Origin of the sequence: Myxococcus sp. SDU36, assembly GCF_030168875.1 — a bacterium.
GTDB classification, from domain to species: domain Bacteria; phylum Myxococcota; class Myxococcia; order Myxococcales; family Myxococcaceae; genus Myxococcus; species Myxococcus vastator.
Genome location: NZ_CP077414.1, coordinates 7,815,409 through 7,829,050, shown reverse-complemented (window position 1 = coordinate 7,829,050; position 13,642 = coordinate 7,815,409). Strand labels below are relative to the sequence as shown.

8 protein-coding genes are annotated in these 13,642 nt (G+C 70.3%); 3 read left to right on the top strand and 5 right to left on the bottom strand.

Annotation, left to right across the window (positions count from 1 at the left end; translation table 11 throughout):
* The first annotated feature begins 92 nt into the window (after window positions 1–92).
* The gene (locus tag KGD87_RS31935) at window positions 93–656 is read left to right on the top strand and encodes a DUF420 domain-containing protein (RefSeq protein ID WP_284664728.1); all 564 of its coding nucleotides are present in this window, start codon (window positions 93–95) and stop codon (window positions 654–656) included.
* Window positions 657–665: 9 nt separating this feature from the next.
* Here the strand turns inward: KGD87_RS31935 and KGD87_RS31930 are convergent, their stop codons facing one another.
* From KGD87_RS31930 to KGD87_RS31920, 3 genes are all read right to left on the bottom strand, one after another.
* Window positions 666–1,874 carry a hybrid sensor histidine kinase/response regulator gene (locus KGD87_RS31930; protein WP_284664727.1) on the bottom strand — a complete coding sequence of 403 codons (1,209 nt, stop codon included), beginning with the start codon at window positions 1,872–1,874 and terminating at the stop codon, window positions 666–668.
* Window positions 1,875–1,983: 109 nt separating this feature from the next.
* A complete protein-coding gene (locus tag KGD87_RS31925; RefSeq protein ID WP_284664726.1) occupies window positions 1,984–4,257 on the bottom strand; it encodes an ATP-binding protein in 2,274 nt (757 codons plus the stop codon).
* Complete coding sequence (locus KGD87_RS31920) at window positions 4,238–4,840, bottom strand: biliverdin-producing heme oxygenase (RefSeq protein WP_284664725.1); 603 nt, start codon at window positions 4,838–4,840, stop codon at window positions 4,238–4,240. The genes KGD87_RS31925 and KGD87_RS31920 overlap by 20 nt, the downstream gene beginning before the upstream one ends.
* 175 nt (window positions 4,841–5,015) lie before the next feature.
* Between KGD87_RS31920 and sitA6 the strand changes: the two genes are divergently transcribed.
* Window positions 5,016–5,714 carry a SitA6 family polymorphic toxin lipoprotein gene (sitA6, locus tag KGD87_RS31915; RefSeq protein WP_284664724.1) on the top strand — a complete coding sequence of 233 codons (699 nt, stop codon included), beginning with the start codon at window positions 5,016–5,018 and terminating at the stop codon, window positions 5,712–5,714.
* 33 nt (window positions 5,715–5,747) lie between these two features.
* A complete protein-coding gene (gene sitI6 / locus KGD87_RS31910) occupies window positions 5,748–6,470 on the top strand; it encodes a SitI6 family double-CXXCG motif immunity protein (RefSeq protein ID WP_284668718.1) in 723 nt (240 codons plus the stop codon).
* 12 nt (window positions 6,471–6,482) lie between these two features.
* On the opposite strand, the gene KGD87_RS31905 is transcribed toward sitI6, so the two are convergent.
* Both KGD87_RS31905 and KGD87_RS31900 read right to left on the bottom strand, forming a co-directional pair.
* Window positions 6,483–9,047 (bottom strand): S8 family peptidase, encoded by a 2,565-nt coding sequence (locus KGD87_RS31905; RefSeq protein ID WP_284664723.1) that lies wholly within the window; start codon window positions 9,045–9,047, stop codon window positions 6,483–6,485.
* Window positions 9,048–9,117: 70 nt separating this feature from the next.
* Entirely contained in the window at window positions 9,118–13,458 is a 4,341-nt protein-coding gene (locus tag KGD87_RS31900) for a DEAD/DEAH box helicase (protein WP_284664722.1), read from the bottom strand.
* Window positions 13,459–13,642: the final 184 nt, after the last annotated feature.

Here is a 13,642-nt window from a genome sequence, read left to right as displayed (position 1 = left end):
CATGAAACACTTCATCCCACATGTACTCCCTAATAGTGTCAACCAGTTAGCAAGGGTTGCAACGAAGCCCGCCGCGCGAGACATAGGGCCCCATGTCGAACGCCGCCCAAGCCGCGCTGCCGTCCCGGGTGAGTGACCGGGCCTTCTTCATCTTCACCGCCGTGGTGTCCGCGCTGGCGTTGGCGTTCATCGGCTGGATTCTGCTGGTGCGTGGCGGCGGCCCGGTGGACGGGGTGAACCTGCGCTTCCTCCCGGCGGTGAACGCGGGCCTCAACGCCACGGCCGCGGCGCTGCTCATCGGCGGGTGGGTGGCGATCAAACGAGGCGCGCGGCAGGTCCACCAGTACCTGATGGTGTCGGCCTTCACCGCGTCCGCGCTCTTCCTGGTCTGCTACCTGTCCTACCACTTCGTGCATGGCGACACGCGTTACGTGGGGGACTGGCGCGGGCTGTATCTGTGCATCCTGGCCAGCCACGTGCTGCTGTCCATGCCCGTGGTACCCATGGCACTGGTGGCCTTCTACTTCACGTGGCGCAAGGACTTCACCCGGCACCGCAAGGTGACGCGGTGGCTGGCGCCCATCTGGGTCTACGTGTCGGTGACGGGCGTCGTCGTGTACTTCATGCTGCGTGGCAGTGCGCCCGCTGTCCTGTGACGCGCTGAATCAGGGCGTTGACGAAGCAGTCTGGACGCATGGCCGCGCGTCGGCGTCCTTGCCCGCCAGCCGCGCCGCGCCGCGCGGAAGCGTCACGATGAAGGTCGCGCCGTGGCCCTCCTGGCTCTCCACATGGATGGTGCCGCCGTGCAGTTGCACCAGGTGGCGCGCGCTGGCCAGCCCCACCCCGCTGCCCGTGACGCCCGGCGCCACGTTGCGGCCGCGCCGGAAGCGTTCGAAGACGAAGGGCAGGTCCTCGGCGAGAATCCCCATGCCCTGGTCCGCCACCTGAAGCCGCACGCGCGACTCCGAGCCGTCCGCCTCCACCGACAGCGTCACCGCGACGGTGGTGTCCGCGGCGCTGTACTTCACCGCGTTGCCCAGCAGGTTCTCCAGCACGCGCTCCAAGGCGCGGGGGTCCCATTGGCCGCTGAAGTCCGTGCCCTCCGCATGCAGCACGAAGTGGTTCCGCCCGGAGGCCTCCATGGCATGCACCTTGGAACGCACCAGCGCCAGCAGGTCCATGGGCTCCCGGTCCATGGGCGGCTCGTCGGTGCGCGTGGTTCCCAGGAAGTCGTCAATGAGCTCACCCATGCGCTGCGTGGCGCGGATGATGTGCTCCAACCGTGACGCCTGCGCGCCCCCCAGCTCGCTCTTCGAAAGCTGGCGCCGCAGCAACTGGGCGTTGAGGGCCACGATTTGCAGCGGCCCCTTGAGGTCATGCGTGGCCAGGGCGGCCAGCTCGTCGCGCAAGGCCAGCGCCTCGCACGCGGCCCGCTCCGCGCGCTCGGTCTGCGCCCTGCTCTCCTCCAGCTCGCGCGCCATGCGCACCGTGTCCACCGCGGCCCGAAGACTGCGGCGCAGCCGCTCCGCGCTGTACGCATCCTTGACCAGGTAGTCCTGCGCCCCCGCCTTTATCGCCTCCACCGCGACACGCTCGTTGCCACTGCCGGTGAGCATCACCATCGCGGGCAGCGGGCCGCCGCCACGGGCGTGCAGTTCGCGCAGCAGCTCCAGCCCCGTCATTCCGGGGAGGTGGAAGTCCACGAGCGCCACGTCCAGCAGTGGCTCGGCGGCGATGCGCGCCAGGGCGTCTTCCGCCGACGACACGGCATCCAGGACCCAGGTCTGCTCGTCGTCGCGCTCCAGGGCACGCCGCACGGCGAAGCGGTCCGCGGGGTTGTCGTCCACCAGCAGGGCGCGCAAGACGGGCGTCATGTCGCCTCCGCCTCGAGCCGCGCGCCCGGCTCATGCAGGGCCCGCACGAGCCTGGACGCACGCGGGTCCGCATCGCTGTCTTCCACCAGGAGCAGTGAGCGGAGCGCTGTCATGCCGGACCTCTTCCTAACGTGAAGTAGAAGGTGGAGCCTTGTCCCGGCGAGGAGTCGACCCAGAGCTCGCCGCCGTGCAACCTCACCAGCCGCCGCGCGATGGCCAGCCCCGCGCCCGTGCCGCCGCCGTACGCCTGCACGGAGTGCAGCCGGCGGAACATGTTGAAGATGGCCTCGTGGAACCGTGAGGCGATGCCGATACCCGGGTCTTTCACAAAGAAAACGTAGGGCGCGTCATGCTGTGCCGCTGCAGGCGGACGCGCCTCGCCGGGCCCGTGGTAGCCCAGCTCCACCCAGTGTGGAGGGGCAGCCTGGTACTTGGCGGCGTTGGCCAGCAGATTCTCCCAGACCTGGCGGATGCGGACGGCATCACAGGCGACGCGGGGCAGGCGGCGAGGCATGCGCACCTCGACCTTCCTGTCCTGGAGCCGAGGGGCCACCACGGCCACGGCCTCCTCCACCAGTGCATGCATGTCCACGTCGCGCCAGGCCAGCTCGACGCGGCCCAGTCGGCTGTACTCGAAGAGGTCTTCCAACAGCGACTGCGCCCGGCGGGCGAGCCACACCACGGACTGGAGCTGGTCGCGGCTCTCTCCCGTGAGCGACGCGCCGTGGTCCTCCAGGAAGAAGGACGTGTACTGCTGGATGCCGCGCAGCGGCTCGCGCAGGTCGTGCCCCACCGTGCCGCTGAAGGACTCCAGCTCCTCGTTGGAGCGAGCCAGCGCGCGCGACAGCCGGGCCAGCTCCCCGGCATGGCGCAGCACCACGCCTACCAGGGCGCCCCGGAAGGACTCCGCCGCGTCCACATCCGCCTGCGTCCAGGGCGTGCTGGCGCCTCGCACGTCTTCGCGCCACGCATCGAATGAGGCCCGGGGATGCAGGCGCGCATGACCGGGCTCGGGCTGGACGGGTTTGTGCGGGTTGCCAGCCCAGGTGACGGTGCGCGCCACCTCTGGCCGGAACCAGAGGACGAAGCGAGGCGCTTTAGGATCCAGGCGGACGGACAGCACGCCCGCCGCCACGTCCGCGCGTCCGGCCAGGGGTGGATGCCAGGTGCCCAGTCGCTCGGTGTGCAGGGTGCCGCTCGCGGAGGGCATGCCCGCCAGCCGCGTGGCCAGCGCCTGGACTTCCTCCGGGGTGGGCGTCTGGCCCACGAGCAACGGCGCTTCGACCTGCTCCGGGTCAAGCCGCTCGCCCAGCAGGAGCGCCACACCGGTGGCGCCGGTGAGCGCCATCAACTGCGCACCGCGGGTTTCGAGCGCGACGGGCAGCGACGCGCCATCCCCCAAGCCCTCGACGAGCTGTCCCAGGAGCGCCGCACGATGCGCGCGCGAGGCCGCGTCCGCGCCGCGCTCCTCCGTGGCGAGCTGAAGCGCCAGCAGCCGCGACAGCACCTCACAGGCCTGCCTCCGCGCGGCGGAGACGTGACGCGGTGACGAATGGTGGCAGGCCATGAGGCCCCACAGCTCGCCGTCCTTCAGCAACGACACGGAGAAGGAAGCACCCACCCCCATGTTGCGCAGATATTCGAGGTGGACCTCGGACACGCTGCGAAGCGCGGCGCCGGACAGGTCCAGCGGCTGGCCCGTGTCCGGCAACGTCGGCGGCACCAGGCCCACGGGCTTCGCCTGGACGTCCGCGATGAGGCGCAGCGGATTGCGGCGGTAGAGCGCCCGGGCCTGGACGGGAATGTCACTGGCCGGGAAGTGCATCCCCATGAAGCTGTCCATGTCCTCGGCCCGGCTCTCCGCCACCACCTCGCCGTGCCAGTCCGCATGGAAGCGGTACACCATGACGCGGTCGAAGCCGCTGAGCGACCGCACGCCGTCCGCCGCGGCCTGGAGCAGCGAGGACGTCCCCCGCCCCTGCCCCAGCGGCGACACCAGCGCGTGGATGGCGGACAGCGCGGCCTCGTCGGCGAGGGCGTCGTCCGCCGTGAGGGGCTCCAGCTCCAGCACCGACAGGTCGCCGCTGACATGCAGCAGCGCGGAGCAGGCACGCCCTCCGGCCTCCACCACCACGGGCCCGGAGACAGAGCCCGCATGCACGCGCCGCAGCGTCTCCTCGTCCAGGACGGTGGTGATGGGCCGCCCTCGCAGCGCGGAGGGCGCCGCGCCCAGCAGGGCCTCCGCGTTGGCGCTCACCACCTCGATTCGGGACGACGCCGCTTGGAAGGCCACCAGCACGCCGTGAGGCTGGACGCCTCCCAGCAGGTGGATGGGCTCCCGGTCGCACTGGCCCAGGTCGATGTCAGGCGGAGACGGAGGCATGTGCCTGTTCCCGCCGCAGCCAGACAGCGAAGGCGTCAAAGGTGTCCTGAGCGCCCTTCACCACGCGGTCATCGAAGGTGTCACCCGCGGCGGAGACGGAGGCCTGGTTGACGGCGTCACCGAAGGCACGCCACCGGGGCCCGACGTCAGCTCCGTACGCGCGGAAGAAGGCGAAGTCGCCCAGGGACGGCACGCCGTCGAAGTGGCGGCGCAGGTGCCGGAGGATGAGCTGGCCGCCCAGCGTGGAGCCCTCCAGGACGTAGAGGCAGCCCAGGGCTTCGGGCACGCCTGCCAGTGGGGGCAACTCCCCGCAGCGAGGCAGCCGTTCTAGCGAGGCGTCGTCATGGCCGAGCGCGCGGAGGTCCTCCTTCAAAAGGGGCACCTTCCAGCGCGCGTGGATGGACAGGCCTGCAACCGTTTCGAGCCCCAGTCCGGCGAGCCGGGCCTCCAGCGGGACGTAGAAGCCGTGAAGCGCTTCCAGGTGGCGGCGATACGCCCTGGGCGTCAGGTCCGCATCCATCAAACGAACCTGGGCCTCGGTGCGCTCGTGGTGCCGGCGCGTCTCGGTCTTCAGTCGCTGCATCAAGGACAAGGTGCCTGCACGATGCCGCCGTGGCTGCCCCGTGGGAACCGGGAATGGTGGACAAGTGTCCACCGCCCTACCCCTCGGGCGTCCAGGACACGGGCTCCCGAGCGGCCTCCAGCTGTCACGGCCAGCGGCAAGCAGGCCTCCCTGCTGTCAGATAGCATCGAACGCCATGCCATTCTTCCCGCGCTTGGCCATGGCGCTACTGCCACTGCTCGTCCTCTGTGCGTGCGCGGCGATTCCAACCGCGGCGCACGACGTGGAGGACGATGAACAAGCGGAGTCGTGTGCAACCACCAACGACGGTCTTTGCATCGTGCTCGCGTGCGAAGGGGGACTGTGCGGCATCTTCGAATGTGGGGATGTTGATGCCAACACGGTGGCGCATTCATCTACAGCGCCTGTCGTAGAGCTGGCTCGGAACTACCGCCCTCCCGCCTTCCGCAATTGGCGAAACATGGGCATCCGTCCGGGCGCACGGCCGCGAATGACGTTCCACTTTCGCTACCGCCAGGGATTTCTTCCCGCCATCCCCCGCGTACCGGGCAAGCTCGTGAAGCATCACCTGTTTCCCCAACAGAGGGAGCTTGCACAGTGGTTCACGCAGAATGGCGTGGACATCCACAAGTTCACCATGCTGATTCCAGAACACATCCACCGCCAGATTCACAGCGGCACGGGTCGAGGCGGCATGTGGAATCAAGCCTGGCGCGACTTCATGAGGGCCAAACGAAGCGGGCCCCTTCCTCCCGAAGTGTTTCACCGCAAAGCCGTCGAACTCATCTTCCAGTTCGAGCTGACCGGCCCTGTGGTGCCGTACAATACGTCCGTTGCGCCGTACCAGCACGGCCCCCAATTCCAGGCCCCCTGACCGCCTCAGGAAGACTCCATCCCAGGAATGCTCGTGAAGGTATTTGAAGTCGAGGAAGATACGGCCGCTGGTTACACGGGCAGCATTGACGCCATTCACCGCTGGGGGCTACCGGGCGTACAGCCCTGCCCGACATGCCGCGCGGGAGGCGGCTCCCCCGCCCTTGCCTATCCCTGCGTCGACCTTTCCACCCTCTCTACCAGGGAGCAACAAGCCCTCTCCGACCCCAGGCCCGTGCCGCGCGAGGCAGTGCTGAGACTCGTGGAGCGGGTACGGCCCTTTGCTCCGGCGTGGGCACGACTCGAGCCAGGGGCACAATTCGGTCCGCTGACAGGCCCTGGCATGGGCCGCTTCGGTTCGTTCTACATGCAAAACCCTTGGACCTTCCTGCTCCGGCGCGAAGCCTTGGAGGCGTTGCAATCCCACGGAGTGCGAGGACTCACGGGTCAGGCGGTCGACGTCCGCTTCCGTGGCAAGAACCCGCCGGACCTGATGGAACTGCAACTGGAACTGCACGGGCGACTCAATCCCGACTGCCTCCCGGCAAACCAGAAGCTCCCCTGCCCGACCTGCGGTAACGAGCCGTTCGACCTGCCCCAGCCCATCATCCTCCAGGCATCCTCCCTGCCCGCGGACGCGGACCTCTTCCGCATGGAAGACGCATGGACGGTCATCCTCGCCACGGAACGCTTCGTCGACGCGGCGGCGCGACTGAAGTTGGACGGCGTGGTGTTCCGGGAGCGGGAGCGCCGCTGATGGGCCCAACCCTCAGCCGCAGAAGCCGTTGGCCAGGCACGTCCGTCCCAGCCCACACGTCAGGCCGGAGGTGCGGCAGTTGGGCTGGCAGGCCCCCGAACCCGTGCCGTCGCGGTAGCAGACGTACCCGGAGCGGCAGTCCCCCTGCCCCGTCCCCACCTGCAGCGTGCACGTCGCCAGACAGGCCTTGAGGCCCGAGGCGGAATCCACGATGTAGCACCGCGAGCCCGCTGGACACGCGGAGTTGGTGCAATCCAGGGAGCAGTACCCACCCGGATAGTCCGTCACGCACACGCCCCCGGGACAGTCCACGTTGGAGCCGCACGCACTGCCCACCACCAGCGCCGGGGCATCATCGATGGGCGCCAGGGGAAGCAGGTCGAAGCTCACATTCTCGATGCGGTCGCCCTCCTCCACCTCCAGCGGCTCGAAGGAGTCCACGTTGCGCCAGTAGCCGGTGCGCTCACCGTCTTCGAAGAAGTTGCCATCCTGGTCGTCGTCGATGGTGGCCAGCGCGTAGTACGTCCGCGGCGCCAGGGAGATGCTGTACGCGTAGTTCGCCGACGCACGCGCGACGGCGATGGCGTCCTCCGAGGCCTGCCACGCCCCTCGCGCGTCCTGCCACACGAACGCAATGAGGGCGTCCAGGTCATTGGAAGCCCCCGCCACGCCAATCTTCACCGCCACCGTCGCCGAGCCCGCCGCCCCCGAGCCCACCAGGCTCAGCGTCACCACGGTGTCACCTCCGGCCAGCCCGGATGCATCCACCGCCACACTCAGCGAGGCCGAACCGAAGGCGGACACCCGCACCGTGTTGCCCTGCGGGAACGTCACCGCCGAGGCATTGGGCCCGCTGACGCTGGCCGACACCGTCAAATCGCCCCCCCGGTTGCCGCCCGCGTTGCTGACGGTGAGCTGCTGCGTGCCGCTGCCCCGGAAGAACAGCGTGGACGTCGTCACGTTGAGCTGAGGGTCCAACGTGCCGGGGTCCACGTTGGCGATGCGGGCCAGCGCCGCGCTCGCGTTGACGAGCCCCGCGCCGCAGCCCTCCGGGCACTGCTCGTTGGTGAGCGGCGTGGCGGTTTCCTTCAGGATGGTCTCCGCCAGCGCGGCCGTCAGGTCCGGCCGCGACGCCGCCATCAGCGCCACCACGCCCGCGACGTGAGGCGCCGCCATGCTGGTGCCCTGCGAAAAGGCATAGGCCGGCTGCCCGGTCTCATCCAGCACCGTGGACAGCACACCGTCCGGATAACCATCGCCGTTCAGGTCCTCGCGCATCTCTCCGCCAGAAGCCACCACGTCCACGTCCACGCCGAAGTTGGAGAAGCTGCTGCGCTGGCCCGCCAGACTGGTGGAGCCCACGCAGATGACGTTCCGCTGGTTGCATGGCGTGCTGTTGCGCGCATCCACGTCCTCATTGCCCGCGGCGACGACGATGATGGCCCCGCGTCCCAAGGCCGCGTCGATGGCGTCCTGGTACAGCGCCTGCGGCGGCGCGCGGCCCCCCAGGCTCATGTTCACCACCTTCGCGGGATTGAGATTGGGGGGCACACCCGGCACGTCGCCGCCCGTGGCCCAGGTGAGGGCCGCCGCGATGTCGAAGCTGGTGCCGCCCTTCCTCCCCAGCACCCGCACCGGCAGCAACCGGGCATTCCAGGCCACGCCCGCGACACCCACCTGGTTGTTCGTGTCCGCGGAGATGGTGCCCGCCACGTGCGAGCCGTGCCACGACGAGCCGCCGCTGGGCGTGTCCCCACCTTCGTCCCGCGGATCGCTGTCCCGGCCGTCGCCGTCACCCGCGTTCTCCGGGTCCGAAATCATGTCGTAACCCGGCAACACCCTCGTCAGGTCCGGGTGCGGAACGATGCCGCTGTCGAGGACGGCCACCACCACGCTGGAAGCGTCCGGCACCAGGTCCCACGCGGCCGGCAGGTTGAGCGTGGGGTAGTGCCACTGAAGGCTGTAGCCCAGGTCATTCGGCGCCGCCGTCGCCCGCATCCGCTCGTTGCGCACCGCGTACGTCACGCCCGGCACCCGGGCGAGCTCCGCCGCCCACTCCTGCGTCTTCGCGGCCGTCACCGCCTTGCCGTCCAACGGCTCGTAGCCCACCAGGTGCACGTACTCGCTGGCGTAGCCCTTGTGCACCGCGCGGAGGCCCGGGCGCCGCACCGCCGCCAGCACGCGCTCCGGCGACAGGCCCGCTTCCTCGAAGCGGAGGATGACGTCCCCCGGAATCGTGGGGTCCTCGCGGGAGGCCCGCTCGAGCGGCGCGGCGACCGGCTGCGAAGGGACAATGGGGAGCCCCGTCACGGCCTTTGGCGCCACCCGCGATTCGAGCGAGCGCCCCGCGTGCATTCCCCGCAGCGTCGCCTTCAGCTTCTCCAGCGCACCCGCGCGAAACGGCGAGCGCACCGTCTGGGAGACACCGTCACCGGTGGACTGTTCGCTGCTCCGGAAAGGCGTCAGCGTCCCCTGGATGCGCCCGGTCTGGGAGGGCTGCTTCCCCGGGTCTTCGTCGTCGCCAGAGCAGGAGGTGGCGGAGAGCAGCAACAGTCCCATCAACAACAGGCGAGGCATTCGGACGACCCCTCGAAAGAAACGAAAGGGGCAGCACCCTAGCATCCACTGCCCGACGGGGCCGCGCCGCTCAGCTCGCCATGGCCTCGCCGCCGTCTTCCGTGTCCTCTCCAACGTTGCCGTCGGCCGTATCGTCCAGTGCGCCGACATCTCGCGGCACACCGTCCACGTACGTCACCACGTTGCCCGGCATCGCCGGCACTCGCGGCCCGGGCGTCACCACGCCCGTGAGGTTGAGCGGGTCCACCCCGGACAACTGCACCCGCACACCGGACGGTGGCTGACGGCGCACCGAGCGCGCCATGTCCACCGCCTCCGGCAGCGCGAACTGCTCGCCCACGAAGCCCGACACGAAGCGGCCGCCACGCACCTCGCCGCGCGCCTCCATGCGGCGGTACACGAAGAGCAGCTCGCGCCACGTGGGCGCCAGCGCCTCGCGCATCACCAGGTCGCGCCAGACGATGCCGTAGCGCTGAAGGAAGAGGCGCGCCAGCGAGTCCAGCACCTCGTCCTGCGACTTCGGCTCCGCGGGCGCCAGCAGGCTCCAGCGGCCCGGGCCACCGCGCTGGAGCAGCTTCTGCCGCTTGCGGTGCGCCGGACTCTGGAGCACGCGCAGGTTCTGCACCGCGTCCGCCGTCACCAGCCCGCGCGCCACCAACTCCCACAGCGCGTCCTCGATTTCGGCGGGCAGCCTGCGCGCGCGCGACACCAGGTCCTGGAAGAAGCAGGCCCCGCGCCGCTCCAGCACCGCGACCACGTCCCTGGCGGGCGCGCTCAAGTCCGGCGGCGTCCACACGTCCCCATCCGCCAGCACCGCGTGAGGCCGCGCCGCGGTGAGCATCCACTCCAGGTCCTCGCGCAAGGTGAAGGTCAACGACGCGTTGCGCGTGGGCGACGCCCGCGAGCGCGTGGGCGCGGGCTCCGGCGGCATTACCGGCGCGCCCCGGCGTGGCCCTGGCGTGGGCTTCGCCTCCTTCGTCGTCAGCCGCCCCCAGGCCACCTCACCCGCGTAGCAAGCCCGCTCCAGCAGGTCCGGCGTGTAGCCCCGCATGCGCGCGGGCAGCAGGAAGCGCTCCCACGCGGACGCCGGCGCCTCATAGCCCTGCAGCAGCCGCACCGCCTTGAGCAGCCCCGTGGAGCCGCGCAGCGCGTCCAGTTCCTCCAGGTGGTGCCAGCGAAAGAGGAAGCGCATGAAGTCCTGCGCGCTCAGCGGCTCGATTTCCTTGCGCAGCCGTCCCACCGTCAGCCGGTGGATGCGCTGGAGCAGGCGCCGGTCGCACCACTCCAGCGGCGCGCTGGCCCCACCCGCCGGTGGGACTTCCAGCGGGCGGAAGCGGCCACGCAGCACGTTGCCCTGGGCCTCCAACTGGTGCATGGCCGCGTTGACGGAGTCCTCGTCCAGCACGACGAGCCGGGCCAGCTCCGCCACCGTCGTGGGCCCCAGCATCTCCATGCGTCCGCGCACCACCTGGAGCACGGCGGCGTCCCGCTCCACGGGCCGGTCATGCGCCAGCACCGGCAGCGGCGGCTGCATGGGCGCGTCCGGGAAGAGCACCCGCAGCGCGCTGCCCCGCTCCGCCGACACCAGGAAGCGGCCCGCGGGCAGGTCCATCCACGCCACCCGGCCCTGCTCGAACAGGGGCGTCGCAAGGCCGGGCGGCACCTCCGCGGCGGGCAGCAGAATCAGCTGCAACAGCGCGTCGTGCAGCTCGTCCTCATCGCGCATGGGCGGGGCGGCGTCCTCCACCACCGTGGCGATCGCCGTCGCGTCCAGCGCGCCGAAGGCCGTCACGTCCTCGGCGGGCATGGCGCGGCGCAGGGCCACGTTGCGCACGCGGCGCTCCTCGGCGGGCGCGTCATCCAGGAAGGTGTAGGGCTGGCTGTGAATCATCGCGTGCGCGAAGAGGCTGGGCTCCGGCACGTCACGCGCCAGCAGGCGGATGCGGCCATCCCGCATGCCGCGCAGCACCTCGCGCAGGCCGTCCACGTCCATGGCCTCGCGCAGGCAGTCATCCATGGTCTGCTTCACCAGCGGATGGTCCGGCAGCTCCAGGTCGCCGCCGCCGTGGTTGTCCTGGCAGCCCACCTGCTCCGGGAACACCGACGCCAGCAGGTCCTCGCTGCGGGCGCGCTGGAGGTTGGGCGCCACGCGCTTGCCTCCCATCATCCGGTGCAGCGCGAGCGACCGCGTGGCCACCCACCGGAAGCGCGTGCCGAAAATCGGCGCCTGGAGCACCGCCTGCACCAGCACCTCCTCCACATGGTCCGGGTGGAGGAAGTCGAAAATCTCCGCCAGCGGGAAGGAGTGCTGCTCGCCCAGCGCCAGGAGGATGCCGTCCTCCGTCGCCGCCGCCTGGAGCTCGAAGTCGAACGAGCGGCAGAAGCGCTTTCGCAGCGCCAGACCCCACGCGCGGTTGATGCGGCTGCCGAAGGGCGCGTGGATGATGAGCTGCATGCCGCCCGCCTCGTCGAAGAAGCGCTCGGCCACCACCGTGGTGTGGCTGGGCACCGCGTCGAGCATCTTCTGCCCCGTGCGCAGGTAGCCCATCAGCGCATCCACCGCGGGCGGCGGCATGCGCAGCTCCTTCTGGAGGAACGCCGGCGCATCCTCGCGTGACGTGAGCTCCTCGCGCAGGCGGCCCACCTGGAGCGACAGCTCGTCCGTGCGGCCCGGCGCCTCGCCGCGCCAGAAGGGCACGTTGGGCGGCGCGCCGCGCGCGTCCTCCACCTGCACCGTGCTGCCCGACACGCGCTGGATGCGCCACGCGGTGCTGCCCAGGAGGAAGATGTCCCCGGGCGACGACTCCACCGCGAAGTCCTCGTCCAGCGTGCCCACCACCTTGCCCTCCGGCTCCGCGGTGACGTTGAAGGTGAAGGTGTCCGGGATGGCGCCGCCATTGGTGAGCGCGGTGATGCGCACGCCACGCCGGCCCTTGAGGCGCTGGTTCACCCTGTCCCGGTGGAGGTGGATGCCCGCGCGGCCCCGGCGCGCCGCCACGCCTTCGGACAGCAGCTCCAGCACGCCCTGGTACTCCTCCCAGGTGAGGTTCCGGTATGAGTAGGCGCGCTGGAAGAGGCTGAAGAGCGCGCGCTCGTCCCACTCCTCACAGGCACACGCGGCGACTATCTGCTGCGCCAGCACGTCCAGCGGCTTCTCTGGAATCCGCACCGCGTCCAAATCACCTTCGCGCACGGCGTTGAGGAGCGCGGTGCACTCCATCAGCTCGTCGCGCGTCATCGCGAAGAGGATGCCCTTGGAGATGGCCGCCTTGTGGTGGCCCGCGCGGCCCACGCGCTGGAGCAGCACGGAGATGGCGCGCGTGCTGCCCAGTTGCACCACCAGGTCCACGTTGCCCACGTCGATGCCCAGCTCCAGCGACGCGGTGGCCACCATGGCCCGCAGCTGCCCGGACTTCAGCTTCTCCTCCGCGGCCAGCCGGATTTCGCGCGACATGCTGCCGTGGTGCGCCGCCACGGTGCCCTCGCCCAGGCGCTCACCCAGGTCATGCGCCACGCGCTCCGCCATCTTCCGCGTGTTGACGAAGACGAGCGTCGTGCGGTGCGCCCCCGTCAGCGCCACCAGCCTGTCATAGACCTGCCCCCACATCTCATGGCTGGCCAGCGACGACAGCTCCGCGTCCGGAATCTCCAGCGTCAAATCCCACGGGCGCAGGTGGCCCACCTCCACCCGCTTGCACTCCCGGTGGGAGGCGCCAGTGAGGAACCCGGCGATGGCCTCCAGCGGCTTCTGCGTCGCCGACAGGCCGATGAGCTGGGGCCGCGCGTCCGTGAGCGCCTTGAGCCGCTCCAGCGACAGCGCGAAGTGGCTGCCCCGCTTGTCGCGCGCCAGGGCGTGGATTTCGTCCACGATGACGGTGCGCACCGCGCGCAGCGTGGCGCGGGCCTTCTCCGCCGTGAGGTAGAGGTAGAAGGACTCCGGCGTGGTGATGAGGATGTGCGGCGGACGGCGCACCATCTGCGCGCGCTCGGACGCCGGCGTGTCTCCGCTGCGCACCTGGACGCGCAGCTCCTGGGGCTGGAAGCCCTCCGCGCGAGCCCGGGCGAGCAGCTCCTCCAGCGGCTGGAGCAGGTTCTTCTGCACGTCGTTGCCCAGCGCCTTGAGCGGTGACACGTAGAGCACCTGCGTGCAGTCCGGCAGCGTGCCCTCCAGCGCCAGCCGGAACAGCGAATCCAGCGCGGCGAGGAACGCCGTCAGCGTCTTGCCGCTGCCGGTGGGCGCGGCGATGAGCACGTCATGCCCTGCCTGGATGAGCGGCCAGCCCTCCACCTGGGGACGACTGGGCTCGCCCAGGCGCTCCGCGAACCAGCGGCGCACCACCGGGTGGAAGGGCGCCAGCGCCGGGTGCGCCGCGTACTCCGTGGCGAAGTCGAGGCTGATTTGCGGGGCCATGGGAACCTCCAGCCCCAGCCTGAACACAGGTACAGCCCGGCGTCAACGCGATGAAACTCCGTGAGTAGTCCCCCCTCATGGGTGCGACATGCGCCGGACGAGGCCCTGGTGGGACGCAGGCCCTGCGTGCGGGCAGGACACTGACGCGTCACCCCCCATGCATGACACGTCAGCCGCAATGCCT

Coding starts and splice junctions, on each gene's coding strand:
- KGD87_RS31925 (WP_284664726.1), bottom strand. CDS start 4,257: ATGCCTCCGTCTCCGCCTGACATCGACCTGGGCCAGTGCGACCGGGAG.
- KGD87_RS31920 (WP_284664725.1), bottom strand. CDS start 4,840: ATGCAGCGACTGAAGACCGAGACGCGCCGGCACCACGAGCGCACCGAG.
- KGD87_RS31935 (WP_284664728.1), top strand. CDS start 93: ATGTCGAACGCCGCCCAAGCCGCGCTGCCGTCCCGGGTGAGTGACCGG.
- KGD87_RS31930 (WP_284664727.1), bottom strand. CDS start 1,874: ATGACGCCCGTCTTGCGCGCCCTGCTGGTGGACGACAACCCCGCGGAC.
- KGD87_RS31900 (WP_284664722.1), bottom strand. CDS start 13,458: ATGGCCCCGCAAATCAGCCTCGACTTCGCCACGGAGTACGCGGCGCAC.
- KGD87_RS31905 (WP_284664723.1), bottom strand. CDS start 9,047: ATGCCTCGCCTGTTGTTGATGGGACTGTTGCTGCTCTCCGCCACCTCC.
- sitA6 (WP_284664724.1), top strand. CDS start 5,016: ATGCCATTCTTCCCGCGCTTGGCCATGGCGCTACTGCCACTGCTCGTC.